The organism is Mycobacterium sp. IS-3022, assembly GCF_001500065.1.
Lineage (GTDB): Bacteria > Actinomycetota > Actinomycetes > Mycobacteriales > Mycobacteriaceae > Mycobacterium.
In genome coordinates this window covers 111,402-137,922 of sequence record NZ_LQIN01000051.1, presented here as the reverse complement: position 1 = coordinate 137,922, position 26,521 = coordinate 111,402, and the positions used below count along the sequence as shown (strand labels likewise).

The window sequence follows — 26,521 nt, the reverse complement described above, 5'->3', positions numbered from 1 at the left end:
TGTCTGGGCGGGTGAGCACGGCGACCACGCCGGACACCGGCGTTCGACGCACTCTGAACTTGGCCCTGGCCACGTGGGTCTCCGCGATCAACTTCTGGGCCTGGAACATGATCGGCCCGCTGTCGACCACCTACGCTGCCGACCTGACGCTGAGCAGCTCCGAGGCCTCGATGCTGGTCGCGACGCCGATCCTGGTCGGCGCGCTCGGCCGGATCGTCGTCGGGTCGCTCACCGACCGGTTCGGCGGCCGCGCGATGTTCATCGCGATCTCGGTGATCTCGATCGTGCCGGTGCTGGCGGTCGGTGCCGCAGGAACGGCCGGGTCCTACCCGATGCTGCTGGTGTGTGGGTTCTTCCTGGGCATTGCCGGCACCGTCTTCGCCGTCGGCATCCCGTTCGCCAACAACTGGTACGACGCGTCGCGGCGCGGGTTCGCCACCGGCGTCTTCGGGATGGGCATGGTGGGCACCGCGCTGTCGGCGTTCTTCACCCCCCGGTTCGTCGGCTGGTTCGGGCTGTTCACCACCCACGTCATCATCGCGGTCGCGTTGGCGCTCACCGCCGTCCTGTGCCTGGTGCTCATGAGCAACTCGCCGACTTTCGCGCCGAACACCGACCGGGTGCTGCCCAAGCTGAAGGCTGCCGCGAAACTGTCGGTCACCTGGGAGATGTCGTTCCTCTACGCGATCGTGTTCGGCGGGTTCGTGGCGTTCAGCAACTACCTGCCGACCTACATCAAGACGATCTACGGCTTCTCGGCGGTCGACGCGGGGGCGCGCACCGCGGGCTTCGCGCTGGCCGCCGTGCTCGCCAGGCCCGTGGGCGGGGCGCTGGCCGACCGCTTCGCGCCGAAGTATGTGGTGCTGGCGTCGTTCGGGGGCACCGCGCTGATGGCTCTCATCGCCATCCTGCAGCCACCGCCGGACGTGTTGTCGGCGGCCACCTTCATCACGCTGGCGGTGTTCCTCGGTATCGGCACCGGCGGCGTGTTCGCGTGGGTCGCGCGGCGTTCGCCGCGGAATTCTGTCGGTTCGGTCACCGGAATCGTCTCGGCCGCAGGCGGTTTGGGCGGTTACTTCCCGCCGCTGGTGATGGGCTCGACCTACGACGCCGCCGAGAACGACTATTCGGTCGGGCTCATCCTGTTGGTGGCGACCGCGCTGATCGCGTTCGGTTACACCGCACTGCGGCTACACGCCCATGAGCCGCAACCCGAGGAGGCGCCAAAGTGACCATCACGCCGCACGTCGGCGGCCGGATCGAGGAACTGCTCGAGCGCAGCGGCCGGTTCTTCACCCCCGGCGAGGCCTCCGCCGACGGGCGTACCGTGCACCGCCGTGGCGGCCGCGAAGGCGACATCTTCTACCGCGACCGGTGGAGCCACGACAAGGTCGTCCGCTCCACCCACGGGGTCAACTGCACCGGGTCGTGCTCGTGGAAGATTTACGTCAAGGACGGCATCATCACCTGGGAGACGCAGGAGACCGACTATCCGTCGGTCGGGCCGGACCGCCCGGAGTACGAGCCGCGGGGCTGTCCACGCGGGGCCGCGTTCTCCTGGTACACCTATTCGCCGACGCGGGTGCGCTACCCGTATGCGCGCGGGGAACTGGTGCAGATGTACCGCGAGGCCAAGGCGCGGCTGTCCGATCCGGTATTCGCCTGGGCCGACATTCAGGCCGACCCGGAACGTCGCCGGCGCTACCAACGTGCTCGAGGCAAGGGCGGCCTGGTGCGGGTGAGTTGGGCCGAGGCCACCGAGATGATCGCCGCGGCACACGTCCACACCATCAAGCAGTATGGGCCCGACCGGGTGGCGGGATTCTCGCCGATTCCGGCGATGTCGATGGTGTCCTTCGCCGCGGGCTCGCGGTTCATAGAACTGCTCGGCGGCGTGATGACGTCCTTCTACGACTGGTACGCCGACCTTCCGGTGGCCTCCCCGCAGGTTTTCGGCGACCAGACCGACGTACCGGAATCCGGTGACTGGTGGGACGCGTCGTACCTGATGATGTGGGGCTCCAACGTGCCGGTGACCCGAACGCCGGACGCGCACTGGATGACCGAGGTGCGCTACCGCGGCACGAAGGTCGTCAGCGTCAGCCCCGACTACGCCGACAACACCAAGTTCGCCGACGAGTGGATGCCGTGCGTGGCGGGCACCGACGGCGCGTTGGCGATGGCAATGGGCCACGTCGTGCTTTCGGAGTTCTTTGTCAAGCAACGGGTTCCGTTCTTCGTCGACTACGTGCGCAAATTCACCGACCTGCCGTTCCTGGTCAAGCTCGAGGAGCGCGACGGCAGGCTGGTCCCAGGCAAGAACCTCACGGCCGCCGACCTTGGCGGCGAGCCGGCCGCGCAGGAGAACGCGGCGTTCAAACCGGTGCTGCTCGACGGCGCCACCGACAGCGTCGCGGTGCCACCGGGCTCGTTGGGCTTCCGCTTCGGGGACGACGGAATCACGAAGTGGAACCTGGAACTCGGTGACCTCGTGCCGGCGTTGACGGTGCTGCGGGCCGAAGGCGGTGAGGCGGCGGAGGTCTCGTTGCCACGCTTTGACACCTTCGACGGGCGCGGCGAGACCCTGACCCGCGGCGTCCCGGTGCGACGGGTCGGTGAACACCTGGTGTGCACGGTGTTCGACCTGATGCTGGCGCAGTACGGCGTGGCCCGGCCCCGGCTGCCCGGCGACTGGCCCGCCGGCTACGACGACCCCAGCCGGCCCTACACCCCAGCCTGGCAGGAGCAGATCACCGGAGTGGCTGCGGCACAAGCGATCCGAATCGCCAAGGAGTTCGCCCGCAACGCCGAGGAGTCCAACGGCCGGTCGATGATCATCATGGGCGCAGGCATCTGCCAGTGGTTCCACGGGGACGCCACCTACCGCGCGGTGCTGGCGCTCGTGTTGCTCACCGGCGCGATGGGACGCAACGGCGGCGGCTGGGCGCACTACGTCGGGCAGGAGAAGTGCCGGCCGGTGACGGGCTGGTCGGCGTTGGCGATGGGCACCGACTGGTCGCGACCGCCGCGGCAGATGCCCGGCACGTCTTACTGGTACGTCCACACCGACCAGTGGCGCTACGACGGTTATCGCGCCGACGCGCTGTCCAGTCCGCTGGGGCGCGGCCGATTCCGGGATCGGCACACCATGGATGTCCTCGCCTCGTCGACGGCGATGGGCTGGAGCCCGTTCTATCCACAGTTCGACCGCTCCAGCCTCGACGTGGCCGACGACGCCCACGCCGCCGGGCAGGACGTCGCCACCTACGTCACCGAGCAACTCGCCGAGGGTCGGCTCAAGCTGGCCGTCACCGACCCCGACAACCCGGCGAACTGGCCACGGGTGCTGTCCGTCTGGCGGGCGAACCTGCTCGGCTCGTCGAGCAAGGGCAACGAGTACTTCCTGCGTCACCTGCTCGGCACCGACTCCAACCTGCAGGCGGAGCCGACCCCGGAATCGGTGCGGCCCAATGACATCGCGTGGACTCCGGACATCCCGGAGGGCAAGCTCGACATGTTGATGTCGATCGACTTCCGGATGACCTCGACCACATTGCTCTCGGATGTGGTGCTGCCCGCGGCCACCTGGTATGAGAAGCACGACCTGTCGAGCACCGACATGCACCCCTACGTGCACGCGTTCACCCCGGCCGTCGACCCGCCGTGGGAGACGCATTCCGACTTCGAGGCGTTCGGCGCCATCGCGCGGGTGTTCAGCGGGCTGGCGGCCAAGCATCTCGGTGTGCGCAGTGACGTGGTGGTCGGCGCGCTTCAACACGACACCGCCGGCGCGATGGCCTATCGCAGTGGGACCGAAAGCGATTGGCGCACCACCGCGGACACGCCGGTGCCCGGTAAGACCATGGGCCCGCTGGCGGTGGTCGAACGCGACTACCCTGCGATCGCCGAGAAGTGGGCGACGCTGGGACCGCTCGTCGAGCGCCTGGGCCTGACGACCAAGGGCGTCACCGTTCACCCCGACGAAGAAGTCGAGCAGCTCGCGGCCAAGTTCGGGGTGATGAACTCCGGTCGGGCGGAGGGCCGACCGGCGATCAACACCGCCGAACGGATGGCCGAGGCGATCCTGGCGCTGTCCGGGACAACCAACGGACGCCTGGCCGTGCAGGGCTTCCGCGAGCTGGAGCGCCGGACCGGGCGGCGCCTGGTGCATCTGGCCGAGGGCAGCGAGGAACGCCGAATCACGTTCGCCGACACCCAGGCCCGGCCCGTCCCGGTGATCACCAGCCCGGAGTGGTCGGGCAGCGAGACGGGCGGCCGCCGGTACGCGCCGTTCACCGTCAACATCGAGGACCTCAAGCCGTTCCACACGCTGACCGGCCGGATGCACTTCTACCTCGACCACGACTGGTTGGAGGAACTCGGCGAGCAGTTGCCGACCTACCGTCCGCCGCTGGACATGTCGCGGCTGTTCGGCGAGTCGACGGTGGGTGAGCATGACGGGGTGGCGTTGACGGTCCGGTACCTGACACCGCACTCGAAGTGGTCGATTCACTCCGAGTACCAGGACAACCTGTTCATGCTGTCGTTGTCGCGCGGCGGCCCGACGATGTGGATGAGCCCCGCCGACGCCGCGAAAATCTCGGTGCGCGACAACGACTGGGTCGAGGCGGTCAACCGCAACGGCGTGCTGGTGTGCCGGGCGATCGTGTCGCACCGGATGCCCGAGGGGGTGGTGTTCGTCTATCACGTGCAGGAACGCACCATCGACGTGCCGCTGAGCGAGACCACCGGCAAGCGCGGCGGCATCCACAATTCGCTGACCCGCCTGCTGATCAAGCCCAGCCACCTCGCCGGCGGGTATGCCCAGATGGCGTTCGCGTTCAACTATCTCGGCCCGACCGGCAATCAGCGCGACGAGGTGACGGTGGTGCGGCGGCGCAGCCAGGAGGTGACCTACCAGTGAGAGTCATGGCGCAGATGGCGATGGTGATGAACCTCGACAAATGCATCGGCTGCCACACCTGCTCGGTGACGTGCAAACAGGCGTGGACCAACCGGCCAGGCACCGAGTACGTCTGGTTCAACAACGTCGAAACCCGCCCCGGCCAAGGGTATCCGCGCACCTACGAAGACCAGGAGCGTTGGCGTGGCGGTTGGATACGCGACCGCAAGGGCCGCCTTCGGCTGCGCGACGGCGGCCGGCTCAGCAAGCTGCTGCGGATCTTCGCCAACCCGAAGATGCCCAGCATCAGCGACTACTACGAACCCTGGACCTACGACTACGAGAACCTGACCAAGGCGCCGCTGGGCGAGCACATGCCGGTCGCGCCGCCGCGCAGCCTGATCAGCGGCGAACCGATGAAGGTCGAGTGGTCGGCGAACTGGGACGACGACCTCGGCGGCTCGACGGAGATCGTGTCCGGAGACCCGGTGCTGAAGCAGGTGAGCGAGCAGGTCCGCCTCGAACTCGAGCAGACGTTCATGTTCTACCTGCCGCGAATCTGCGAGCACTGCCTGAACCCGTCGTGCGTCGCGTCGTGTCCGTCGGGTGCGCTCTACAAGCGCTCCGAGGACGGCATCGTGCTGGTCGATCAGGACCGCTGCCGCGGCTGGCGGATGTGTGTGTCGGGATGCCCTTACAAGAAGGTGTATTTCAACCACAAGACCGGTAAGGCCGAGAAGTGCACGTTCTGCTATCCGCGCATCGAGGTCGGACTGCCGACGGTGTGTTCGGAGACCTGTGTAGGCCGGTTGCGGTACCTGGGTCTGGTGTTCTACGACGTCGACCGTGTGCTCGAGGCGGCGTCGGTGGAGAACGACACCGACCTGTACGAGGCGCAGAAGTCGATCATCCTGAACCCGCACGACCCCGAGGTGATCGCCGGGGCCCACGCCGAGGGCATCTCCGAGGAGTGGATCGAGGCCGCGCAGCGCTCGCCGGTGTACGCGCTGATCCACCGCTATCAGGTGGCGCTGCCGCTGCATCCGGAGTACCGGACCATGCCGATGGTCTGGTACATCCCGCCGCTGTCGCCGGTGGTCGACGCCGTCGCCCGCGACGGCCACGACGGCGAGGAGTTGGGCAATCTGTTCGGCGCGCTGGAGGCGCTGCGCATTCCGATCGAATACCTCGCGGGGCTGTTCACCGCCGGCGACACCGCTGTGGTGCAGGGCGTGCTGCGGCGGCTGGCCGCGATGCGGTCCTACATGCGTGACATCAGCCTGGGTCGGGAGACGCAGCCGCACATCCCGCAAGCGGTCGGAATGACCGAAGAGCAGATCTACGAGATGTACCGTCTGCTCGCGTTGGCGAAATACGAAGAGCGCTATGTCATTCCGACCGCATATGTCGCCGACGCGCACGCCTTGGAGGCACAGGCACTCGAGGAGCCCGGCTGCTCGCTGTCGTTCGAGGGCGGGCCGGGCATGTACGATTCGGGGCCGTTCGGTGAGGCCAGCGGCGGCCCGGTGCCGGTGGCGGTGGAGAGCTTCCACGCGTTGCACCACCGGCAGACCAGTGAGGGAATAGCCGTCACCGAGTCGCGCCCGTCGCGGGTGAACCTGCTCAACTGGGACGGCCGTGGCGAGCCCAGCGGAATCTTCCCCGACCGCAGGCCAAAGCAATGAAACTCCGTAGAAGCCAACGAGACTCGACGCTAGAGCATCGACTGGTGTGGCAGGCCGCCGCCCTGCTGTTGGCCTACCCGGACGATCAGCATGCCGAGCGGTTGACCACCGTCGAGGAACTGCTGGCCCACCTGTCGGGCAGGCCCGCCCAGCTCCTCGCTGAGACCGTCGCCGCGGTGCGGGCGATCGAGCCGATGCGGGCGCAGATCGACTATGTCGACACCTTCGACATGCGGCGCCGCGCCACGATGTACCTGACCTACTGGACCGCAGGCGACACCCGCAACCGCGGCAACCACATGCTGGCGTTCAGCCGCGCGTATCGCGAAGCCGGGGTCGACCCGCCGCAGCGCGAGGCCCCCGACTACCTCCCGGTGGTGCTCGAGTTCGCCGCGACCGTCGACCCGACGGCGGGCCGGCGACTCCTCATCGAGCACCGGGTGCCGATCGACCTGCTTCGCGACGCGTTGGAACAGTCGTGCTCGCCGTACCTGCACGCGGTGAGCGCCGTCTGCGAGACGCTTCCCCTGCGCACCGACTCAGAAACCCAGCGGGCACAGCGGCTGGCCGCCGCCGGTGCGCCGAAAGAATCCGTTGGGCTGCAACCGTTCACGTTGACGGTGCCGCCACGACGCGCCCAAGGAGTGTGACATGTCGGGTTGGGAGATCTTCTGGGACGTCGTGCCGTATGTGACGTTGGCGGTAGTCGCGGTGGGCATCTGGTGGCGATACCGCTACGACAAGTTCGGCTGGACCACCCGCTCGTCGCAGCTGTACGAATCGCGGTTGCTGCGCATCGGCAGCCCGATGTTCCACTTCGGCATCCTGGTGGTGATCGTCGGGCACATCATCGGGTTGGTGATCCCTGAATCATGGACAGACGCAATCGGGCTCAGCGATCACGCCTACCACCTGCAGGCGATGATCCTCGGCGCCATCGCCGGTGTCACCACGCTGGCGGGGATCGCGTTGCTGGTTTTTCGCCGCCGCACAACGGGCCCCGTTTTCTTGGCCACCACAGGCAACGACAAGGTCATGTATCTGGTGCTGGTGCTGGCGATCATCGCCGGCCTGGCGTGCACCCTGATCGGTGCGACACCCGTCGGCGCCGAACATGACTACCGCCAGACCGTGTCGCCGTGGTTCCGGTCCATCTGGATCCTGCAGCCACGCGGCGATCTGATGGCGCAGGCGCCGCTGTGGTTCCACATCCACGTGATGATCGCGTTGGTGCTGTTCTGCCTGTGGCCGTTCACCCGGCTGGTGCATGTGTTCAGCGCGCCGATCGGTTATCTGTTCCGGCCCTACATCGTGTACCGCAGCCGCGATGTCGTCGACAGCGGTGAGCTCGCCGGTTCGCGCCCGCACCGGCGGGGCTGGTGACTCAGGCGTCATCGGCGCGCTGATCGGCCGCGCCGCGCACCAGCACGCAGCAGCGGCCCTGGCGAGGGCTCAGCTCCGCGCGCGCGCCGCGATTCGAACTGGCCTCGATGACGCCCTCGATCAGGTGAAGGTTCAGTCCGCACACGACCTCCAGGTGGTCCTTCGCAACGGAGTGAAACGGGCAGTTGCGCAACGTGATACAGCCGTCGCCATCCGCCTGGGGTAGATAGCCACAGTCACGCAGCGCTTCCATCACGTCGCCGTCGGCGTCGAGGGCGGCCCGTCGCCCGGTGTCGCGAGCGGCCGTCGTCAAGGCCGACCGGACCGCCCCGCCGGCGTCCTGCTCGATCGACGAGACGAGCAACCGCGCGAGCAACAGGTAGTCGCGCGGCGGCACGCTGACGACGATCTCGTCCGCTGTGCGGGTGTAGAGCTTGGCAGGACGCCCCGCGCCGGGACCCCCGCGGCCGGCCGGCCGCTCGTAGCTGACGGCCAGCAGGCCGGCGTCGGCGAGCTTGTCCAAGTGGTAGGCGGCCAACGTGCGGCCGATTCCCACCGCGGCGGCCGCCGCGTCGCGCGAAACCGGCGCGCCACGCTCCACGACATAGTCGTGCAACCGGCGGCGCAGAGGATCATCCAGGCTGTTCAGCGCCGTCAAGGAGGCGGAGTCCGCGAACCGGCGAGCCATCTGCAAATTCTAACACCAACAACTCTTGACAAATGTGTACCGCGGGTGTGGTCTAAAAGACACAAGTTCATGTTTTAGAGAGGAAATGCCATGACCACCTCGAATGTTGCGTCCGCGACGGCGTCCCCGGGCCCGCTGCAACGCGCCCGTACCGACCCCGCCTACGCGGCCTACCTGCTGTTGCGGATCGGATTCACCGCGCTGCCGATCCTGATGGGCCTGGACAAATTCACCAATCTGCTGACCGATTGGGAGGGCTACCTCGCGCCGTGGATCGTCGACCTCATTCCCCTTACCGCGCACCAGACGATGCTGATCGTCGGGGTGATCGAGATCGTGGCCGGCGTTGCGGTGGCGGTGAAGCCGCGGTATGCCGCGTACGTCGTCGCGCTCTGGCTCGCGGGGATCATCGTCAACCTGGTGAGCTATTCCGGGTTCTATGACGTCGCGCTGCGCGACTTCGGCCTGCTGGTGGGCGCGTTGGCCCTCGGGTGGCTGGCATCGGTGTACGACACGCCGCTGCACCGCCGCACCAAGCGGTGATGGTCAAAGTAGGGACCTAAGTCTCTACTGCCGCGTCCGCCGGCGGCAGACAGTGGACGTATGGAGCAGCTCACCACCTTAGACGCGGGATTCCTGCAAGCCGAGGACTCCGACCCACACGTGAGCCTCGCGATCGGCGCCATCGCCGTCCTCGCCGGCCCGATGCCCGACTTCGACTCGCTCGCAATCGGTCTGGCCGAGCGGCTGATGGCGGTCCCGCGTTTCAGGCAGACCTTGCGCACGCGTCCGCTCGATCTCGGCGCCCCGGAGTGGTTCGAGGGTGCCGAGGTCGACATCTCCCATCACATCCGTCGGGCGGCGTTGCCGCGGCCGGGCGACGATGCGGCGTTGTTCCGTTGGGCCGCCGAGGTGATGGAGCGACGACTGGACCGCGACCGTCCGCTGTGGGAGTGCTGGATCGTCGACGGCCTGGCCTACAACCGGTGGGCGATGCTGATGAAGATCCACCACTGCATCGCCGACGGGGTGGCGGCGACGCATCTGCTCACCGGGCTCTGTGACGACCACGGTGGCGAGACGTTCGCGACGGCGATCCGCGCTGCGCATGCCCCGGCGCCGGGCGGGCTGCGGCTACCGGCGCTGTCGTTGAACCCGATCGATTGGGTGGCCTCGGCGTGGCGGACGTCTCGAGGGGTGACGTCCGCCGCCGGCCAGGCGTTGCAGGGGGCGGTCGAGATCGCCGGTGGTCTGCTGCGGCCGGCCGCTTCGTCGTCGCTGACCGGGCCGGTGACGAACATGCGCCGCTACGCCTCGGTCGAGGTGTCGCTGGGCGACGTGTCGCGGATCTGCGAACGCTTCGATGTCACGGTCAACGACGTTGCCCTGGCGGCGATCACCGACAGCTTCCGCACCATGCTGATGCGTCGCGGCGAGCAGCCCCGGAGCACTTCACTGCGGACCCTGGTGCCGGTGTCGGTGCGGTCCACCGACGCGGCCGACAAGCCCGACAACCGTGTCTCGGTGATGCTGCCCTACCTTCCGGTGGACAAGGCCGACCCGATCCAGCAGCTGCAGACCGTGCGCGCTCGACTGACCAGGACCAAGGCCAGCGGACAACGGGAGGCGGGCAGCATCTTCGTCGCCGCCGCGAACGCAATCCCGTATGCGCTCACGGCGTGGGCGGTTCGGACGTTGACCCGGCTCCCCCAGCGCGGGGTCGTCACGCTGGCGACGAATGTCCCGGGCCCCCGCAAACGGTTGCGGCTCATGGGCCGAGAGGTCATTCGGTTGCTGCCCATCCCGCCGCTGGCGCTCCAATTGCGGACCGGCATCGCGATGCTGAGCTACGCTGACCACCTCGCGTTCGGCATCATCGGCGACTACGACGCCGCCCCCGACGTCAACGAGCTCGCCGACGGTATCGAGCGGGCGGTGAGCCGACTGGCCTGCCTGAGCGGGCATTGGCGCTCCACCCCGGTCGGCACCTTGGCCTTGGTGCAAGGAGGTTGATTGCGGTGATCACGGGACACGAGTTGGAGGCCCTCAACCGCAGGCAGTGTCTGGATCTGCTGCAAGGAGTCCGGGTGGGCCGGCTCGTCTTCACCGAGGACGCGTTGCCTGCGGTGCAGCCGGTGAACTTCCGACTGTGGCGTGACGACGTCGTGATTCGGGTGGCGGGCGGCCCGAAGCTGGCCGCCGCCACCAACAATCAGGTGGTGGCGTTCCAGGCTGACGAGCTCGACGCGGACCTGCGCACCGGCTGGAGTGTCACCGTCGTCGGGCACGCCGAGCCCATCACCGATGTCGAGCAGCTCGTCGAACTGTCCGGAACGTTTCTTCAGCCGTGGGTCGACGGACGTCGGGATCACTTCGTGCGGATCCGTACCGAGAAGATGACCGGACGTCGCTTCCGGGAACGCGGCGCGCCGCAGTATCGCGGAAGGGACGAAGATGTCTTCTCGTCCTGACACCACGACGGTCGACGTCGAACTGATCGCCAATGCGGTCGAGTTGGCCTGTCGCGCACCGTCGTTGCACAACAGCCAACCGTGGCGGTGGGTCGTCGGCAGGACGACCATCGAACTGCACGCCGACCGCAGTAGGGTGATCCGCTCGGCGGACAGTTCGGGGCGCGAGGCCCTCATCGGCTGCGGCGCGGCCCTCGACCACTTCCGTGTCGCGATGGCGGCAGCCGGCTGGAACACCACCGTCGAGGCGTTTCCCGACCCCGACAGCATCGACCACCTCGCGTCGGTGCGGATCAGTTCTCCGCGGGCCGTCACACCCGCGGTGCGTCAGCGCGCCGATGCGATCCTGCGCCGGCGCACGGATCGGCTCCCGTTTCGAACGCCCGGCGATCGGCTGGACCTGTTGCTCCCGAACGCTTCCGACGAACGGTTCTTCGTCGACGTCCTGCCCGCGCACACGCATTCCGAACTGGCCGAGGCTGCGCGGCTCACCGAGTCGTTGCGCTCTGCCGACGATCTCTACCATCGTGAGCTTCAGTGGTGGACCGCGCCGTTCCGGCTGTCCGAAGGCGTTCCGCCGAGCGCCCTGGTTTCGGAGTCGGAGCGGCGACGGGTAGGTGTCAACCGCAACTTCCGGCCCAATGGTCATCTCGACCGCCGGTGTGCCACCGCACATGACCAAGCCGAGATCCTCGTTCTGTCCACGCCCGCGGACACCCGCGAGGACGCCCTCAACTGCGGTCAGGCGTTGTCGACATTGCTGTTGGACCTCACGATCGCCCGGCTGGCGACCTGCCCGATGACGCACCTCACCGAGGTCGACGCCGGTCGCGACGCCGTGCGCCGGCTGACGGGCCGCAACGCGGTGCCGCAGGTGTTGATTCGCGTCGGGAAAGCGCCCACCATCGAAGAAACGCCGGCACCGACACCGCGGCGGTCGGTACGGGAAGTCATGGAGACCCGCCGCCAACGGTGCTGAGTTGGGAGGGCTTCGCGTGGTCACGGTCTTCTTGGTCGACGACCATGAGGTCGTCAGGCGCGGCCTTGTGGACCTGCTGGCATCGGATCCGGAACTGAAAGTCGTCGGCGAAGCCGGGTCCGTCGCCGAGGCCATGGCCAGAATCCCTGCCGTACGCCCGGATGTCGCCGTCCTCGATGTGCGTCTGCCCGACGGCAACGGCATCGAACTGTGCCGCGACCTGTTGTCCGACCTGCCCGATCTGCGCTGCCTGATGTTGACGTCGTACACCTCCGACGAGGCGATGCTGGATGCGATCCTCGCCGGCGCCAGCGGATTCGTCATCAAGGACATCAAGGGAATGGAGCTCGCGCAGGCCATCAAGGACGTCGGCGCGGGCAGATCGCTTCTCGACAACCGCGCCGCGGCGGCGTTGATGGCGAAGCTGCGCGGCTCTGCCGACCGCAAGGATCCCCTTTCCGGATTGACCGAACAGGAGCGGACACTGCTCGGGTTGCTGGGCGAAGGGCTGACCAACAGGCAGATCGCGGCACGGATGTTCCTGGCGGAGAAGACGGTGAAGAACTACGTGTCTCGGTTGCTGGCGAAACTCGGCATGGAGCGCCGTACCCAGGCCGCGGTCTTCGCATCCAAACTGGACCGGAAACCATGACCGACCCAACTGCGCCGGACCGGTCGAGCGAAGGACGGTCGCTGCGTAATACGTTGTCGCAGCTCCGGCTTCGCGAACTGCTGGCAGAGGTGCAAGACCGAGTCGGTCAGATCGTCGAGGGCCGTGACCGCCTCGACGGCCTGGTGGACGCCATGCTCGTGGTCACCGCGGGCCTCGAGTTGGATGCGACGCTGCGCACGATCGTGCGCACGGCAAGCGAACTCGTCGACGCCCGGTACGGTGCGCTCGGCGTTCGCGGCGACGGCCACGAGTTGGTCGAGTTCGTCTACCAGGGAATCGACGAGGCCACGCGCAACCTGATCGGACACCTGCCCGAAGGGCGGGGTGTACTCGGGGTCCTGATCGACGATCCGAAACCCATTCGGCTGGAGGATATTCGACAACACCCGGCATCCGTCGGCTTCCCCCCGAATCATCCGCCGATGCGCACCTTCCTCGGGGTTCCACTACGCATCCGCGACGAGGTCTTCGGCAATCTGTACCTCGCGGAGAAGGCCGATGGTCGACCGTTCAGCGAAGACGACGAGATACTGGTCGAAGCGTTCGCCGCCGCGGCCGGCATCGCGATCGAGAATGCGCGCCTGTACGAACAGTCCCAGGCCCGGCAGTCGTGGATCGAGTCGACCCGCGACATCGCCAACGAGATGCTGTCCGGTGCCGAGCCCACGGCCGTGTTCCGGCTCATCGCGGCGCAGGCTCTGAACCTGACCGGCGCGGAGGCCACGGTCGTCGCGATGCCGGTCGACGCCGACCTTGCACCGGCGGATGCCGTCGAGTTGTCGGTGGCGGCCGTCGCCGGCACGCTGGGCGGCGAGCATTGCGGCACAATCATTCCCGTACCCGACTCACCGATCGGTCGGGCATTCGTCGACGGGATCCCGCGCAAGTTCGGATCCGTCGACATCGGCGTCGGTGCGGGCGCCGGACCCGCGCTCGTGCTGCCGCTTCGCGCCACCGACACCATCGCCGGCGTGGTGGCCGCCGTCCGAGGCGAGGACGCGTACCCGTTCACCTCTGAACAGCTCGAGATGATGGCCGCGTTCGCGGATCAGGCCGCGCTCGCCTGGCAACTCGCCACATCGCAGCGCCGGATGCGCGAGCTCGACGTGCTGACCGATCGGGACCGCATCGCACGAGATCTGCACGACCATGTCATTCAGCGGCTGTTCGCGGTCGGATTGTCCTTGCAGGGCACGATTCCGCGTGCGCAGTCGGCGGAGATCCAGCAGCGGCTGACCGACTGCGTGGACAATCTGCAGGAGGTCATCCAGGAGATCAGGACCACGATCTTCAACCTGCAGAGCGCCCCGGCGGTCGCGACGCGGCTGCGTCAACGGCTGGACGCGGCGGTCGACGAGTTCTCCGATCCGGGACTGCGAACCACTGTGCAGTTCGCCGGTCCGCTGTCGGCCGTCGACGCGACGCTGGCCGATCACGCCGAAGCCGTTGTCCGAGAAGCGGTCAGCAACACGGTTCGGCACGCGCAGGCGACGACGATGACGGTCGGCGTCCGGGTCGACGACAACCTCACGATCGAGGTCGCCGACGATGGCCGTGGCATCCCCGACGACATCACCGGTAGCGGGCTGACGAACTTGCGCAAGCGCGCCGATGAGGTCGGCGGGCAATTCACGCTCGAACACCGTCCGCACGGCGGCACGCTGCTGCGGTGGTGGGCGCCTCTGTCGAGAAACTAGTCCGGCCACTCGACGACGTCGGCCAACGCACGCCGCGGTGTGGACGGCAGCGGATCGGCATTCACCGGCGCCCACCCGATGCGCAACAGCATCTGCGGGTAACCGCTGTCGCCGAACACATCCTCCCTCAAGGCCTCCCGCGTCTCTGCGATCTCGAGGGGCTCGGTGACCGGGCAGCTCGCCAACCCCAGCGCGGTCGCCGTGAGCAGCGTCAGGCTGGTGGCTTCACCGGCGCGCAGCCTGGCCAGCGGGCTGTCGTCCTTGGTCCCGAGGGCCAGCACCGTCGCCGAGTCGTCCTCAGGCGACACCTCGGGCGGCTGAGCCAGCGCGGGACCGGCGAAGAGGCGCCCCGGGAGTGCGGCGTCCGGATTCGACTGCGGAATGTTGCGGGCGGGCACCCCCGCCAGCGATGCGTGGCGTCCACTCCACGCGGTCAGCTCACGCAGGTAGTCCTCGTTCGAGACGTGTTGTTGCACAGCCTGGGCGACGATGTGTTGCAGCTTCGGAAGCAACGCGACCTCACGCAACATCACGCCGCACCGGGCGGCCCGTGCACCCATCAACGCGATGTCGGCCTCCGGGACGCACCAGGAGTTGTAAAGCCTGCGGTCGGTGCGTCGCCTCGGGATCGCCGCCGCCAGGACCACGTCCACCTCACCGGCGGTGCGGGGACGCACCTCGATGGCGGCCAGGTGTTGCGGTTGAGCGGGATTCGGGAACCGGTGGACCTTGGCGTGCCAGCCGAGCGCCGCCAACGCGACCACCGCATGGTGTAACGCGATTCCACAACTCAACAGCAGATCGCGGCTGTCGGGGTCGGCGTTGGGCAGCTGCCGGTCCAGATCGGCGTACAGGTGCAGACTTTCGTCTCCGACCCGCCACCGCCACGGTTGCGAATTGTGGATGGAGGGCGCCCTGGTGGCGAGCGACAACGCCGTGCGGATGGTGTCGCGATCCGGAAAGTGAGCGTTCATGGCGGTTCGTGCTCTTCCTGTGTGGTTCGTTCTCGTACTCCCACAGTGGCTCGCGCCGACAGGACCGGACTAGGGACGAAGGTCCTCGATGTGAAGGGAAAGTGTCGGCGGTCAGTCGGCGATCGAGAGCGCGATACCGTCGAGGATGTCGTGCTCGCTGACGGTCAGCTCGTCAATGCCGGCCCGTTGCTGCAATGCCTGCGCCAACTCCTCGACGATGATCGCGCCGCCGCCGATGACGTCGACACGACCCTCATGCATCGGTCCCAGCGCTGCGCGCCGGCTACGCGGCATCGCGATCAGCTCGTCGCATACTCTCAGCAGTTCACCGAACGGAACCCGGGACAGGTGAATGGCATCCGGGTCGTACACCGGCATCCGGTGCGCCAGCGCCGACAGCGTGGTCATGGTGCCCGCCACCCCGACCCAGGTGCGCGCCCGTTCGACCGGCACCGCGCTAAACGCCTCGGCGAGCCCGGCGCGGACCACCTCTCGCGCGGAGGCGACCTCGGTGGGGGTCGGCGGATCGGAGTGCAGACACCGTTCGGTCAGCCGGACGCAGCCGATGTCGGCCGAATAGCTGGCCGTCACGTCGGCGCCGGAACCCGCACCCAGCACCACCTCGGTCGAACCGCCGCCGAGGTCGACGACCACGAAAGGCGCTGCGGCGGCATCCAGTTCGTCGACGGCGCCGCGGAACGACAACGCGGCCTCCTCGGTCCCGGTGATCACCTCGGCGACCGCACCGGGCGCCACCGCGCCCAGCACCTCGGCCGTCATCGCGAAGAACACGTCGCGGTTGGCGGCGTCCCTGGTCGCTGAGGTCGCGACCATCCGCACCTTCGACACACCGTGTCGGCGCATCAGGTCGGCATAGTCGACCAGCGCCGCCTTCGTCCTGTCGAGTGCGTCGGCGGCGAATTGCCCTGCGGCGTCGACTCCTTGGCCCAGCCGTACGATCCGCATCTCGCGGTGCACGTCGGTCAGCTTGCCCTGCACGTGATCGGCGATCAGCAGCCGAATCGAGTTGGTACCGCAGTCGACGGCGCCGACCCTACTCATCAGACCACCTTCCGGGCTCGAGGATGCCGTCCATCGCCGGGTCGTCGGCCAGTGCTGCCAGCGCCTCGTCGCCGAGCGGGTTGGTGCCGGGACCCTTCGCCAGGGAGTGGGCCATCAGCACGTGCAGGCACTTCACCCGGTCCGGCATGCCGCCGCCCGAGAACGTCGTGCCCAACGGTTCGATCGCGTCTCGCTCGGCGAGATACGATTCGTGCGCCTTCCGATATGCCTGCGCCAGTTGCGGATCGGTCTTGAGGCGTTGCGTCATCTCCCGCATCAGCCCGGCGGACTCGAGCCTGCTGGCGGCCGCGGTGAGCGCCGGATGGGTCAGGTAGTACAACGTCGGAAACGGTGTTCCGTCCGGGAGTCTCGGCGCGGTCTTGACGACGCCGGGCTCGCCGTTGGGACACCGGTAGGCGACCTCGAGCACGCCGCGGGGTTCCCGACCCAGTTGCCGCGCGACGGCGTCGAGGTCCGAGCGCTCAACCACCGGGGGCGGGCGGGGCGGGAGGCGGCGGTTCGGGCGCGCCGGGCACCGGTGGTGGCGCCCCCGGCAGCGGTGCGGGCGAAATCCCGTGCGGCGCATCGGCGATCGTGTGCCACAGCGCCGTGTACCACGGCTGGTCGCGGTGCGCGGCCGTCGGTTCTTCGTCGGGTGTGCCCGGCACCGCGGCGTTCGCCGGCAGCTGCACCTGGTACGGGATCTCCCCGGGCATGACGAAGCCCAGACGCTCGCGGGCCTGCGCCGCGATGAACACCGGGTCGGCCAGTTTCACCTTCTGCTGCTCGAGGTCGGCGATCTGGGCGCGCAACTGCTCTTCGGTCGCCTTGAGTTGCTTCATCTCGGTGCGCTGCGCGAAATAGGTGCGCACCGGGCCGGCGATGGTCAACGTCAGCACGCACACCACTGCCGCAAGGATGGCCGCGCGCCGAGCCGCAGAGCCGAACCGCTGCTCGGACTGTTGTTCCGCCGAGTCCGCGATCGCGCGCCGGATGACGACGCCGGCGTCCTTCGGCTGAGGCTCCGTCGACGCCTCGGGTCGCGATTCGGTACCACGCGGCTCACGGCGCGCCGCCGTGCGCGGGCGGCCCTTCCCGACGGCGCCGGCCTTACCCGACTTACCTGGTCGGGAGGTCGGTGACCGACGCTTTGGGTCGGGCCGTTTCGCTTCGGGCACGGGCTATTTCACGGCCTATTTCGAATCCAGCGCAAACCGTGGGAACGCCAGGTCACCCGCGTAGCGGGCGGCGTCGCCGAGGTTCTCCTCGATGCGCAGCAGCTGGTTGTACTTGGCGACGCGTTCGCTGCGGGCCGGTGCGCCGGTCTTGATCTGCCCGCTGCCCACCGCGACCGACAGGTCGGCGATCGTCGTGTCCTCGGTTTCGCCGCTGCGGTGGCTCATCATCGTCCGGTAGCCGCTGTTGTGGGCCAACGCCACCGCGTCGAGCGTCTCGGTCAGCGTGCCGATCTGGTTGACCTTCACCAGAAGCGCGTTCGCGGCGCCCTTTTGGATGCCGTCCTCGAGGCGCTCCGGGTTGGTGACGAACAGGTCGTCGCCGACGAGCTGCACCCGGTCCCCGATCGCCGACGTCAGCGCGACCCACCCGTCCCAGTCGTCCTCCGACAGCGGATCCTCGATCGAGACCAACGGATAGGTGTCGAGCAGGCCGGCGTAGAACTGGCCCATCGCCTCGGCGCTGCGTACCTCGTTCTCGAACGTGTAGCCCTGCCCGTCGGAGTAGAACTCGGTCGCGGCGACGTCGAGGGCCAGCGCCACATCCGTGCCGGGTTTGAAGCCGCTCGCCTCGATCGCGGACAGGATGAGGTCGAGTGCGGCCTTGGTGCCCGCCACGTCGGGGGCGAACCCGCCCTCGTCACCGAGACCGGTTGCCAGCCCCTGCTTCTTGAGCACCGACTTCAGCGAGTGGTACACCTCGGCGCCCCAGCGCAGCGCCTCCTTGAACGACGCCGCCCCGATCGGCGCGACCATGAACTCCTGCACGTCGACGCCGGTGTCGGCGTGTGCGCCGCCGTTGAGGATGTTCATCATCGGCACCGGCAGGATGTGGGCGTTGGGGCCGCCGATGTAGCGGAACAGGTCGAGATCGGCCGCGTGGGCCGCGGCCTTGGCTACGGCCAGTGAGGCACCCAGGATCGCGTTGGCGCCCAGCCGCGACTTGTCGGGCGTGCCGTCGAGGTCGAGCAGCGCCTGGTCCACGAGCCGCTGATCGTCGGCCTGCAGTCCGATGATCGCCGGGCCGATCTCCTCGAGCACGGCTTCTACGGCCTTTTCGACGCCCTTGCCGCCGTAGCGGGAGCCGCCGTCGCGGAGCTCGACCGCCTCGTGCTCGCCCGTCGACGCGCCCGACGGCACCGCGGCGCGGGCGAACGAGCCGTCTCCCAGCAGAACCTCGACCTCGACCGTCGGGTTTCCCCGGGAGTCGAGGATTTCTCGGGCTCCGACCTGATCGATTGTGGGCACTGGCGTCTCCTCGGGTGTCCTCGGTGGTGATCTGCGCGTCAACCGACGAGCCTAAAGCCTCACTGTTCGCCCGGCGTGTTTAGAGGGGGTGTCCGTTGGCGTAGGCGGTGGCCCAGTCGCGCACCGTGCGCGCGTACTGGTCGGAGAGGTTGTAGGCGCGCAACGCGTTCATCCACCCGCGCGGCGTCGCAAGGTCCTTGCCGGTCCAGCACAGATAGCCGGCCGCCGACAGCGCGGCGTCGTCGATGTTGTCGGCGCTGATGTGGCCGTCGTTGTTGGCATCGACGCCGTAGTGCTCCCAGGTCTCGGGGATGAACTGCATGGGACCCATCGCCCGGGCGAACTGCGAGTCGCCGTCGTGGCTGATCGCGGCGTCGTCGAGGATTTCCAGGTTCCCGTTGGTGCCGTCGAGCCAGACGCCCCGGATGGGGGGCGTGACGTCGCCGTTCGCCTCGATGGCCGCGCCGCGGTAGGTGCCGTGGTGGCTTTCCACCTGGCCGATACCCGCCAGCGTCGTCCAGGCCAGCTTGCAGTCGGGGTTCTCCACCTCCGCTACCCGGGCCGCGTAGGCGTAGGCCTCGAGGGCGGCGACGGGGATGCCCAGCTTGGGCGAGCGTTCGGCGGCCCAGTCGCGGAGTTGATCGGCCGGGCGGCCCTTGGCGTAGGTGTCGATCTTGGGTACCGGATCGCCCGGCGGCGGGGGCACACCCTCGGGGATGGGGGTACCCAGCTGCCACGAGCAGCTCGAAGCCAAGAGCAGCGCCGTCGCACCCAACACGGCGACAGCACGCAGCCAACGCACCGGCGACACTAAATCCCCTCAACCAACTTCGGTTGCTGCCAATGTTCCCACGCGTCCGGGACACGGCGGCTCAGCGGAGTGAGCGATTCGGGCGCGCAAAATGATCGTTCAGTGGTTTTCAGCGCGCGGAATCCGCTATTTGTTCGACTTCGGTCTGAGCCTCGTCGGCCGCTTCCACCGCATCGGCCTCTTCCGCCTCCTCCGCCGCATCCCCCTCATCTGATTCATCGGTCTCGATAACTTCATCGGCCTCGGCATCGTGGTCGTTTCCGACCTTCTCGCCGGACGGCCAGTGCGCACGCCACTCCTGCTCGGTCACCTGGCCCAACGACGTGGCGTCGAGTTCCTCCGGAACGTCGTCGCCGCGGCGGCTGTCCGCGACCGCGTGCTCGGCCCGCCGGACGGCTTCCATGAACTCCAGCACGGCCGACCGCAACGTGTTCTCGGCATCGCTGCCTGCCGACACGGTCACCGACGTCATCGCCGTCGGGATCAGGTCCACGGGCAGCCCGGCCGCGCTGACCCGTTCGATCACCTTCTGCGCCAATGCCAGCGCGGGCTGGCCGGTCGGCACATCGTCCATGATGGAGCCGCGGGACTTCTCCAGCGCTTTGCGCTCCTCCCACTGTGCGAGCTGTTCGTCCAGCGAGATCGGTTCACCGGCGAGCACCGCCGGCACCCGGTTGCCCAGCTTGCGCACCAGCGAATCGGCGACGTCGTCGATGCTGAACGGATTCTGCGGCGCGTCTTCGGCGATGCGGGCGTGAAAAAGCACCTGCAACAACACATCTCCGAGTTCCTCACGCAACGCGTCGGCGTTGCCGCTGCGCACCGCGTCGAACACCTCGTAGGTTTCCTCGAGCAGATAGCGCCGCAGCGAGTCGTGCGTCTGCTCGCTCTCCCACGGTCCGGAGGTACGAAGCTTGTCCATCATCGCGACCGCGTCGACCAGGCGCTCCCCCGGCGCGGCCTCGGGCGCGGAGATCACCTTTTCGCCGGTGGCCAGCCGGGCCTTGACCGCGGGGTGCTCGGGGTCGGAGGACAGCAGCACCGGTGCCTGGTCGCCGTCGTAGGCGGGCCGCGCGGAGGGCAACGACCACGGCACCTTGATCGGCATCTCCTCGGTGTACTGCACGTCACCGGCAAGCAGATCGATCGCGTCGATGGGGATCAGTGACGGGCGGCGGGGGTCGACCAATACGACGGTCATCGGGCTGCACCCCCTCACGCTTGTCGACGAGACCGCTGATCTCTCGGTTATACCAACCCATTGTCGGGCCTCGACGCCTGCCGAGAACCGGCAACGCGCGCTTCGCCGTCACCGGTGGCTCCGACAGAGGATGGCCGCCCTGCCGGGGAGGCAAGGCGGCCATCGTGTCACATTCCCGTGGCTTTAGGACTCCGGCGGGAACGGGTCATCCGGGATCTCCCAGTGCCCCGGCGCCTCATCGAAGAACGGGTTGACGATGCCGTTCACCTCGGGCAGCTTCTTGAGCTGGCCCGGAGGGATTCCGAAGAACGGGTTCGGGATCCCGTTGATGAACGCTGCGTTCTTCAGCTGCCCCGGCGGGATGTGCCCGTTCGGAAGCTTGAAGTAGTTGTCTACCTCAGGAAACTCCACGTCGGGAACGTTCACATCCGGCACGTCGACGTCGGGAACATTCACGTCCGGCACGTCGACGTCGGGCACGTTCACGTCCGGGACGTTCACATCCGGGACGTTCACATCCGGCACGTTCACATCCGGCACGTTCACGTCCGGGACATTCACATCCGGCACATTGACATCAGGGATGTTCACGTTCGGCACGTCCACGTTCGGGATGGCCGGCACAGGTACGGGCGGCGGCGGCGGGTCGGCCTGTGCGAAACCCGCACCCAGGCCGAGCGAGCCGAGTCCGAGTGCACCGGTCATCGTCGTGGTCACAGCCAACTTCTTGAAGTTCATCGTTTACTCCTTCGCCTTGCGTCATCGCGACGGCGCACCAACAGGCTCGATGGCAATCGCGTGATGTTCGGTTTAGGAAATTGCTCGACCGCCGTCTGTCAGACGATCTCGCCGCCCCAGGTCTGGACGGCAAATGCAACACCTTGACCCCCCACTGCGTATGTCGCATCCGCGCCCCCGCAGCGTTATCAGCGCTGCCCGATCCGGGCGCGGAAAGTAGACAGAAAACGCCCTGACCAGCCAATCAGGCCGGTGAATTCGGGCCGGAAATCACGTCGACGCTGCCTTGAGGCTTTCCGTCCAGGGCGAGCACCAGGTCGGCGACCATCTGCACCAGTTCGAGGTCGCGGATGCGCGGCGCACCGAGGCCGTCGCCGGCGCGCGGGATCGGGACCTGCACCGTCGACGTGGTCGCCCGGTAGTGCGCGCTCGGGTACATCCGCTTGAGCCGAAGTTGGCCGGAGTCCATCAGCTGCAACGGCGCCAACCGCAGCGTCGACTCCGAGACCGAACTGACCTCGGTGATGCCGTACTGCTTGAGCAGCAACCGCAGCCGTGCGACGGCCACCAACCGCTGCGCGGGTTCGGGCAGCGGGCCGTACCGGTCGACGAGCTCCTCGACGACGGAATCGACCGCGTTCTCGTCGGCGGCCGCCGCCAGCCTGCGATACCCCTCCAGTCGTAACCGGTCGCTGCCGATGTAGTCCGGCGGCAGATGCGCGTCGACGGGAAGATCGATCCGCACATCTTTCGGTTCTTCCGGCGCGGCAACGGTTTTCCCGTCCGCGGCCGCTCGGTAAGCCTCGACCGCCTCACCGACCAGCCGCACGTAGAGGTCGAAGCCGACGCCGGCGACGTGGCCGGACTGCTCGGCGCCGAGCACGTTGCCCGCGCCGCGTATCTCGAGGTCCTTCATCGCCACGGCCATGCCGGCGCCCAACTCATTGTTCTGCGCGATCGTGGCCAGCCGGTCGTAGGCGGTCTCGGTCAACGGAACCTCCGGCGGATACAGGAAGTACGCGTACCCGCGTTCGCGGCTCCGCCCGACGCGGCCCCGGAGCTGATGTAGCTGAGACAGGCCGAACGTGTCGGCGCGTTCGACGATCAACGTATTGGCGTTGGAGATGTCCAGGCCGGTCTCGACGATCGTCGTGCAGACCAGGATGTCGTATTCGCGGTTCCAGAATCCCTCGACGGTGCGCTCGAGTTGTTCCTCGGGCATCTGGCCGTGCGCGACGACGACGCGGGCCTCGGGCACCAGCTCACTGACCTTCGCCGCGGCCTGGTCGATCGACCTCACCCGGTTGTGGATGTAGAACGCCTGCCCGTCCCTGAGTAACTCGCGTCTCAACGCGGCTGCGAGTTGCTTGTCCGAATGCGGCCCCACGTAGGTGAGCACCGGGTAGCGCTCCTCGGGCGGGGTGAGGATCGTCGACATCTCGCGGATGCCGGCCAAGCTCATCTCCAGCGTGCGCGGAATCGGGGTGGCGCTCATGGTCAGCACGTCGACGTGGGTGCGCATCGACTTGATGTGCTCCTTGTGTTCGACGCCGAAGCGCTGCTCCTCGTCGACCACCACCAGGCCGAGATCCTTCCACGTCACGCCGGTCTGCAGCAGCCGGTGCGTGCCGATCACGATGTCGACGCTGCCGTCCTTCATGCCCTCGAGCACCGCCTTGGACTCGGCGGGCGTGGTGAACCTGCTGAGGCCTTTGACGGTGACCGGGAAACCGGTCATGCGCTCGGTGAACGTCTGCAGGTGCTGATCGGCCAGCAACGTCGTCGGCACCAGAACCGCGACCTGTTTGCCGTCCTGCACCGCCTTGAACGCCGCCCGCACCGCGATCTCGGTCTTGCCGTAGCCGACGTCGCCGCAGATCACCCGGTCCATCGGGACCGGCTTCTCCATGTCGGCCTTGACCTCGGTGATCGCGGTCAGCTGGTCGACGGTCTCGGTGAAGCCGAACGCGTCCTCCATCTCGGCCTGCCACGGGCTGTCTGGAGCGAATGCGTGCCCGGGTGAGGCCTGTCGTTTGGCGTACAGCGACACCAACTCCGCGGCGATCTCCCTGACGGCACTGCGCGCGCGGCTTTTCGTGTTCGTCCAGTCGCTGCCGCCCAGCCTGCTCAGCGTCGGTGACTCGCCGCCGACGTAGCGGGACAGCTGGTCGAGCGAATCCATCGGCACGTACAGCCGGTCGGCCTTCTGCCCGCGCTTGCTCGAGGCGTACTCGAGCACCAGGTATTCGCGGCGGGCGCCGCCCACCACGCGCTCGGTCATCTCGACAAAGCGGCCGATGCCGTGCTGGTCGTGCACCACCAGGTCACCGGCGGTGAGCGCCAACGGGTCGACCACGTTGCGCCGCTTGGCGGCCAGCCGTTTGCCCTCCGTGGCGGCGGCCCGGTTGCCGGTGAGGTCGGTCTCGGTGATCACCACGAGGTTGGCCCCCGAGATGATCACGCCGTCGTGCAGAGGGCCCTTGAGCACGCCGACGACGCCTTCCTTGGGCGTGCCACCTGGCTCCAAAAGCCCTGCGGGAACGTCGGATTCGGCGAGTTGCTCGACGACACGCTGCGCGGTGCCCGCACCGGGGGTGACGATGGCCGCGTGGCCGCCGGTACTGACGTGGCCGCGCAGCATCGCGAAGATCTCGTTGACGCTGGATTGCTGACCGCGTGCTGACGGGGCCGGCCGGATGTCCAGTTCGAGGGCGGACTCATCGGACAACTGACTCAACGTCCACCAGGGGTGGCCGGTCGCGCGTGCGGCGGAGCGGGCGTCGTCGACTTCGATGAATCCCGACGCGCCCAGCGCCTCGAGGTCGATAGGAGCGTCACCCCCGACAGCTGCAGCCGACCACGACGCTTCGAGGAACTCGCGGCCGGCCTTGATCAGGTCGGCGGCCCGGGTGCGGACCTTCTCCGGATCGCAGATCAACAGGGGCGTGCCGGCGGGCAGATGGTCCGACAAGGTCGACAACTGGCCACGGTCCTCGGTTCGCTTGAGCAGCGGCAGCAGGGCCTCCATGCCGTCGACGGGGATGCCCTCGGCGAGCTTGGCCAACATGTCCGGCACTGTGCCCGGCAGCGTGTTCTCCTGCACGGGATGATGGCGGGCCAATTCGACGGCACGCTCGCGGACGTCGTCGGTCAGCAGCACTTCGCGGCACGGTACGGCGATCACGGTGTCGACCGCGATTTCGGGGATCGACCGCTGGTCGGCGACCGAGAACATGCGCATCTCGGATACCTCGTCGCCCCAGAACTCGATGCGCACCGGATGCTCGAACGTCGGTGGGAACAGGTCGAGGATGCCGCCGCGAACCGCGAACTCGCCGCGCTTGCCGACCATGTCGACGCGGGTGTAGGCCAGTTCGACGAGGCGCGCGATCACCTGGTCGAAGTCCGATTCGACCCCTACGGTCAACGTCACCGGCTCGACGTCGGCCACGTCGGGCGCCATCGGCTGCAGCAGCGACCTGGCGGTCGTGACGACCACGCGCAGCGGCGGGCCGAGACGCTCGTCATCGGGACGGGCAAGCCTGCGCAACACCATCAGCCGCGCACCGATCGTGTCGACCCCCGGCGAGAGCCGTTCGTGCGGCAGCGTTTCCCAGGACGGGAACATCGCGACGGCGTCGCCGAGCACACCGCGCAGTTCAGCGGTCAGGTCGTCGGCCTCGCGACCGGTCGCGGTGACCACGACGAGTGGTCCGGTCTGCTCGAGCGCGCACGCGACGAACAGCCGGGCGCTGGCCGGGCCGACGATGGCGAGATCGGCGGGTCTGTCGACGGCACGACGCGAGAGCTCGACCAGTGAGGGATCGCGTAACGCCAGTTCGACAAGCCCGGCGATCGGGGTCGGGACAGATACGGTCCCCGATGCGGTCATGATGAGTCCATCTTAGGCAAGCACCCGAAGTGCTTGCCGGGCACGGGATCGTGATGAAGACGACGGCTCCGCCACATCCGTCATGAATGTCACACTTCGAGGCGTACCACTGGACTGAATGCACCTGGCGGACAACCTCAGGCACGACTTCCTTTTCGGCTCACGCGGGAAACTGGCGAATGTAGCTGAACCTGGCTGCCGGTAAAGTTCGGCTGCAAGGTTGCGAGGCGCTTGCCGCGTTGGCGCGAAGGGGTCGCCCTGTTGATCGTCCGATTGTCCGACTTGGATTCCCGCGCGTGGTCGACAGCAACCTGGGCGTCGCCGCTCACGACCCAACTCGTACTGGCAGGAGTAATCGCCATCTCGTGGTTATTCGGGAAGGCTCCCGCTGCGCTACATGGATTCGCGTCGTTTCTTGCTGGTGCCGCTACCAACTTCCTTCTCTGCCTCGTCGCAACGGTCTTGCTCGTCAGTTCAAGCTCATCGCGCGCGCGGGGCGTTGGTATTAGCATTCTGGGCTCATTCGTAATCGTCTTCATCGGCGGAATTGTCTACGGGTTCTGCATAATCCAATGGCAAGCGACATGACCGCCGGCTCGCCGACAAACCGTTATGGTCCTGCTGGTTTCGTGGCCGCAGTCGCAAACATCCTCGTAGTGCAATTCGCGACTTGGATCTTTCTCCCCTATTTTCTCCTGACTCTGTTGGCTCTTCCGATCCTGCTCGTCGATCTCGCCGTGGCCGGAGTTCTTGCCAGTCGTCCTGGCAAGTGGGGCGCCATCGGTCGCGGAATGTTAATCGGTTGGCTCGCCGGACCGCTGTCGCTGTTGGTGTTCATACCCGCCTATTTTGCTGCGGACGCAACTGGTTTGATCTGAGTG

21 protein-coding genes and 1 pseudogene are annotated in these 26,521 nt (G+C 67.6%); 12 read left to right on the top strand and 10 right to left on the bottom strand.

Annotated elements, in window-relative coordinates; all coding sequences use genetic code 11:
- Positions 1–53 precede the first annotated feature (53 nt).
- The 5 genes and pseudogenes from AU188_RS24445 to narI all read left to right on the top strand — a co-directional run.
- Positions 54–1,232 (top strand): nitrate/nitrite transporter, encoded by a 1,179-nt coding sequence (locus AU188_RS24445; RefSeq protein ID WP_502687639.1) that lies wholly within the window; start codon positions 54–56, stop codon positions 1,230–1,232.
- Complete coding sequence (locus tag AU188_RS24440; protein ID WP_059166049.1) at positions 1,229–4,924, top strand: nitrate reductase subunit alpha; 3,696 nt, start codon at positions 1,229–1,231, stop codon at positions 4,922–4,924. The genes AU188_RS24445 and AU188_RS24440 overlap by 4 nt, the downstream gene beginning before the upstream one ends.
- Positions 4,921–6,588: a nitrate reductase subunit beta gene (gene narH / locus AU188_RS24435; RefSeq protein WP_059166048.1), complete on the top strand. Its 1,668-nt coding sequence runs from the start codon at positions 4,921–4,923 to the stop codon at positions 6,586–6,588. The genes AU188_RS24440 and narH overlap by 4 nt, the downstream gene beginning before the upstream one ends.
- On the top strand, positions 6,585–7,238 hold the full coding sequence (gene narJ / locus AU188_RS24430) for a nitrate reductase molybdenum cofactor assembly chaperone (RefSeq protein WP_059166047.1): 654 nt from the start codon (positions 6,585–6,587) through the stop codon (positions 7,236–7,238). Before narH ends, narJ begins: the two co-directional genes overlap by 4 nt.
- Positions 7,237–7,971 (top strand): annotated as a pseudogene (narI, locus tag AU188_RS24425) (respiratory nitrate reductase subunit gamma); the annotation flags it as partial. The gene narJ and the pseudogene narI, both read left to right, overlap by 2 nt.
- A gap of 1 nt (position 7,972) precedes the next feature.
- On the opposite strand, the gene AU188_RS24420 reads toward narI, so the two are convergent.
- Positions 7,973–8,659: a helix-turn-helix transcriptional regulator gene (locus AU188_RS24420; protein ID WP_059166045.1), complete on the bottom strand. Its 687-nt coding sequence runs from the start codon at positions 8,657–8,659 to the stop codon at positions 7,973–7,975.
- Between the two features lie 90 nt (positions 8,660–8,749).
- Between AU188_RS24420 and AU188_RS24415 the strand changes: the two genes are divergently transcribed.
- Genes AU188_RS24415 through AU188_RS24390 form a run of 6 tightly spaced genes read left to right on the top strand, consistent with a single transcriptional unit; the run spans position 8,750 to position 14,479 of the window.
- Positions 8,750–9,202 (top strand): DoxX family membrane protein, encoded by a 453-nt coding sequence (locus AU188_RS24415; protein WP_059166044.1) that lies wholly within the window; start codon positions 8,750–8,752, stop codon positions 9,200–9,202.
- A 60-nt stretch (positions 9,203–9,262) separates the two neighbouring features.
- Positions 9,263–10,672 (top strand): WS/DGAT/MGAT family O-acyltransferase, encoded by a 1,410-nt coding sequence (locus AU188_RS24410; protein ID WP_059166043.1) that lies wholly within the window; start codon positions 9,263–9,265, stop codon positions 10,670–10,672.
- A gap of 5 nt (positions 10,673–10,677) precedes the next feature.
- Positions 10,678–11,130: a pyridoxamine 5'-phosphate oxidase family protein gene (locus AU188_RS24405; RefSeq protein ID WP_156426806.1), complete on the top strand. Its 453-nt coding sequence runs from the start codon at positions 10,678–10,680 to the stop codon at positions 11,128–11,130.
- The gene (locus AU188_RS24400) at positions 11,114–12,109 is read left to right on the top strand and encodes an Acg family FMN-binding oxidoreductase (protein WP_059166042.1); all 996 of its coding nucleotides are present in this window, start codon (positions 11,114–11,116) and stop codon (positions 12,107–12,109) included. Before AU188_RS24405 ends, AU188_RS24400 begins: the two co-directional genes overlap by 17 nt.
- Before the next feature lie 16 nt (positions 12,110–12,125).
- Positions 12,126–12,761: a hypoxia response regulator transcription factor DosR/DevR gene (gene dosR / locus AU188_RS24395; RefSeq protein WP_059098046.1), complete on the top strand. Its 636-nt coding sequence runs from the start codon at positions 12,126–12,128 to the stop codon at positions 12,759–12,761.
- Positions 12,758–14,479 (top strand): GAF domain-containing sensor histidine kinase, encoded by a 1,722-nt coding sequence (locus AU188_RS24390; RefSeq protein ID WP_059166041.1) that lies wholly within the window; start codon positions 12,758–12,760, stop codon positions 14,477–14,479. Before dosR ends, AU188_RS24390 begins: the two co-directional genes overlap by 4 nt.
- Here AU188_RS24390 and AU188_RS24385 read toward each other — a convergent pair.
- The 9 genes from AU188_RS24385 to mfd form a co-directional block, all read right to left on the bottom strand.
- The gene (locus AU188_RS24385; protein WP_059166040.1) at positions 14,476–15,453 is read right to left on the bottom strand and encodes an Acg family FMN-binding oxidoreductase; all 978 of its coding nucleotides are present in this window, start codon (positions 15,451–15,453) and stop codon (positions 14,476–14,478) included. The genes AU188_RS24390 and AU188_RS24385 overlap by 4 nt on opposite strands.
- Positions 15,454–15,564: 111 nt before the next feature.
- Positions 15,565–16,515, bottom strand: a complete 951-nt coding sequence (locus AU188_RS24380) for a Ppx/GppA phosphatase family protein (protein WP_059166039.1) — start codon at positions 16,513–16,515, stop codon at positions 15,565–15,567.
- Positions 16,508–17,005, bottom strand: coding sequence for a DUF501 domain-containing protein (locus AU188_RS24375; protein ID WP_059166038.1), 498 nt, complete (start codon positions 17,003–17,005; stop codon positions 16,508–16,510). The genes AU188_RS24380 and AU188_RS24375 overlap by 8 nt, the downstream gene beginning before the upstream one ends.
- Entirely contained in the window at positions 16,998–17,693 is a 696-nt protein-coding gene (locus AU188_RS24370) for an FtsB family cell division protein (protein WP_059166037.1), read from the bottom strand. Before AU188_RS24370 ends, AU188_RS24375 begins: the two co-directional genes overlap by 8 nt.
- Before the next feature lie 15 nt (positions 17,694–17,708).
- Positions 17,709–18,998, bottom strand: a complete 1,290-nt coding sequence (gene eno, locus AU188_RS24365; RefSeq protein WP_059098052.1) for a phosphopyruvate hydratase — start codon at positions 18,996–18,998, stop codon at positions 17,709–17,711.
- A gap of 79 nt (positions 18,999–19,077) precedes the next feature.
- Positions 19,078–19,809 carry a lytic transglycosylase domain-containing protein gene (locus tag AU188_RS24360; protein ID WP_059166036.1) on the bottom strand — a complete coding sequence of 244 codons (732 nt, stop codon included), beginning with the start codon at positions 19,807–19,809 and terminating at the stop codon, positions 19,078–19,080.
- A 109-nt stretch (positions 19,810–19,918) separates the two neighbouring features.
- Complete coding sequence (locus AU188_RS24355) at positions 19,919–21,010, bottom strand: nucleoside triphosphate pyrophosphohydrolase (protein ID WP_059166035.1); 1,092 nt, start codon at positions 21,008–21,010, stop codon at positions 19,919–19,921.
- 183 nt (positions 21,011–21,193) lie between these two features.
- Positions 21,194–21,748 (bottom strand): hypothetical protein, encoded by a 555-nt coding sequence (locus tag AU188_RS24350; RefSeq protein ID WP_059166034.1) that lies wholly within the window; start codon positions 21,746–21,748, stop codon positions 21,194–21,196.
- A gap of 244 nt (positions 21,749–21,992) precedes the next feature.
- Entirely contained in the window at positions 21,993–25,640 is a 3,648-nt protein-coding gene (mfd, locus tag AU188_RS24345) for a transcription-repair coupling factor (protein WP_059166033.1), read from the bottom strand.
- Positions 25,641–26,212: 572 nt separating this feature from the next.
- On the opposite strand from mfd, the gene AU188_RS24340 reads away from it, so the two are divergent.
- Positions 26,213–26,518 (top strand): hypothetical protein, encoded by a 306-nt coding sequence (locus tag AU188_RS24340; protein ID WP_502687638.1) that lies wholly within the window; start codon positions 26,213–26,215, stop codon positions 26,516–26,518.
- Positions 26,519–26,521: the final 3 nt, after the last annotated feature.

Coding starts and splice junctions, on each gene's coding strand:
- narJ (WP_059166047.1), top strand. CDS start 6,585: ATGAAACTCCGTAGAAGCCAACGAGACTCGACGCTAGAGCATCGACTG.
- AU188_RS24420 (WP_059166045.1), bottom strand. CDS start 8,659: ATGGCTCGCCGGTTCGCGGACTCCGCCTCCTTGACGGCGCTGAACAGC.
- AU188_RS24415 (WP_059166044.1), top strand. CDS start 8,750: ATGACCACCTCGAATGTTGCGTCCGCGACGGCGTCCCCGGGCCCGCTG.
- AU188_RS24410 (WP_059166043.1), top strand. CDS start 9,263: ATGGAGCAGCTCACCACCTTAGACGCGGGATTCCTGCAAGCCGAGGAC.
- AU188_RS24400 (WP_059166042.1), top strand. CDS start 11,114: ATGTCTTCTCGTCCTGACACCACGACGGTCGACGTCGAACTGATCGCC.
- AU188_RS24390 (WP_059166041.1), top strand. CDS start 12,758: ATGACCGACCCAACTGCGCCGGACCGGTCGAGCGAAGGACGGTCGCTG.
- AU188_RS24385 (WP_059166040.1), bottom strand. CDS start 15,453: ATGAACGCTCACTTTCCGGATCGCGACACCATCCGCACGGCGTTGTCG.
- AU188_RS24380 (WP_059166039.1), bottom strand. CDS start 16,515: ATGAGTAGGGTCGGCGCCGTCGACTGCGGTACCAACTCGATTCGGCTG.
- AU188_RS24355 (WP_059166035.1), bottom strand. CDS start 21,010: ATGACCGTCGTATTGGTCGACCCCCGCCGCCCGTCACTGATCCCCATC.
- AU188_RS24350 (WP_059166034.1), bottom strand. CDS start 21,748: ATGAACTTCAAGAAGTTGGCTGTGACCACGACGATGACCGGTGCACTC.
- mfd (WP_059166033.1), bottom strand. CDS start 25,640: ATGACCGCATCGGGGACCGTATCTGTCCCGACCCCGATCGCCGGGCTT.
- AU188_RS24340 (WP_502687638.1), top strand. CDS start 26,213: ATGGCAAGCGACATGACCGCCGGCTCGCCGACAAACCGTTATGGTCCT.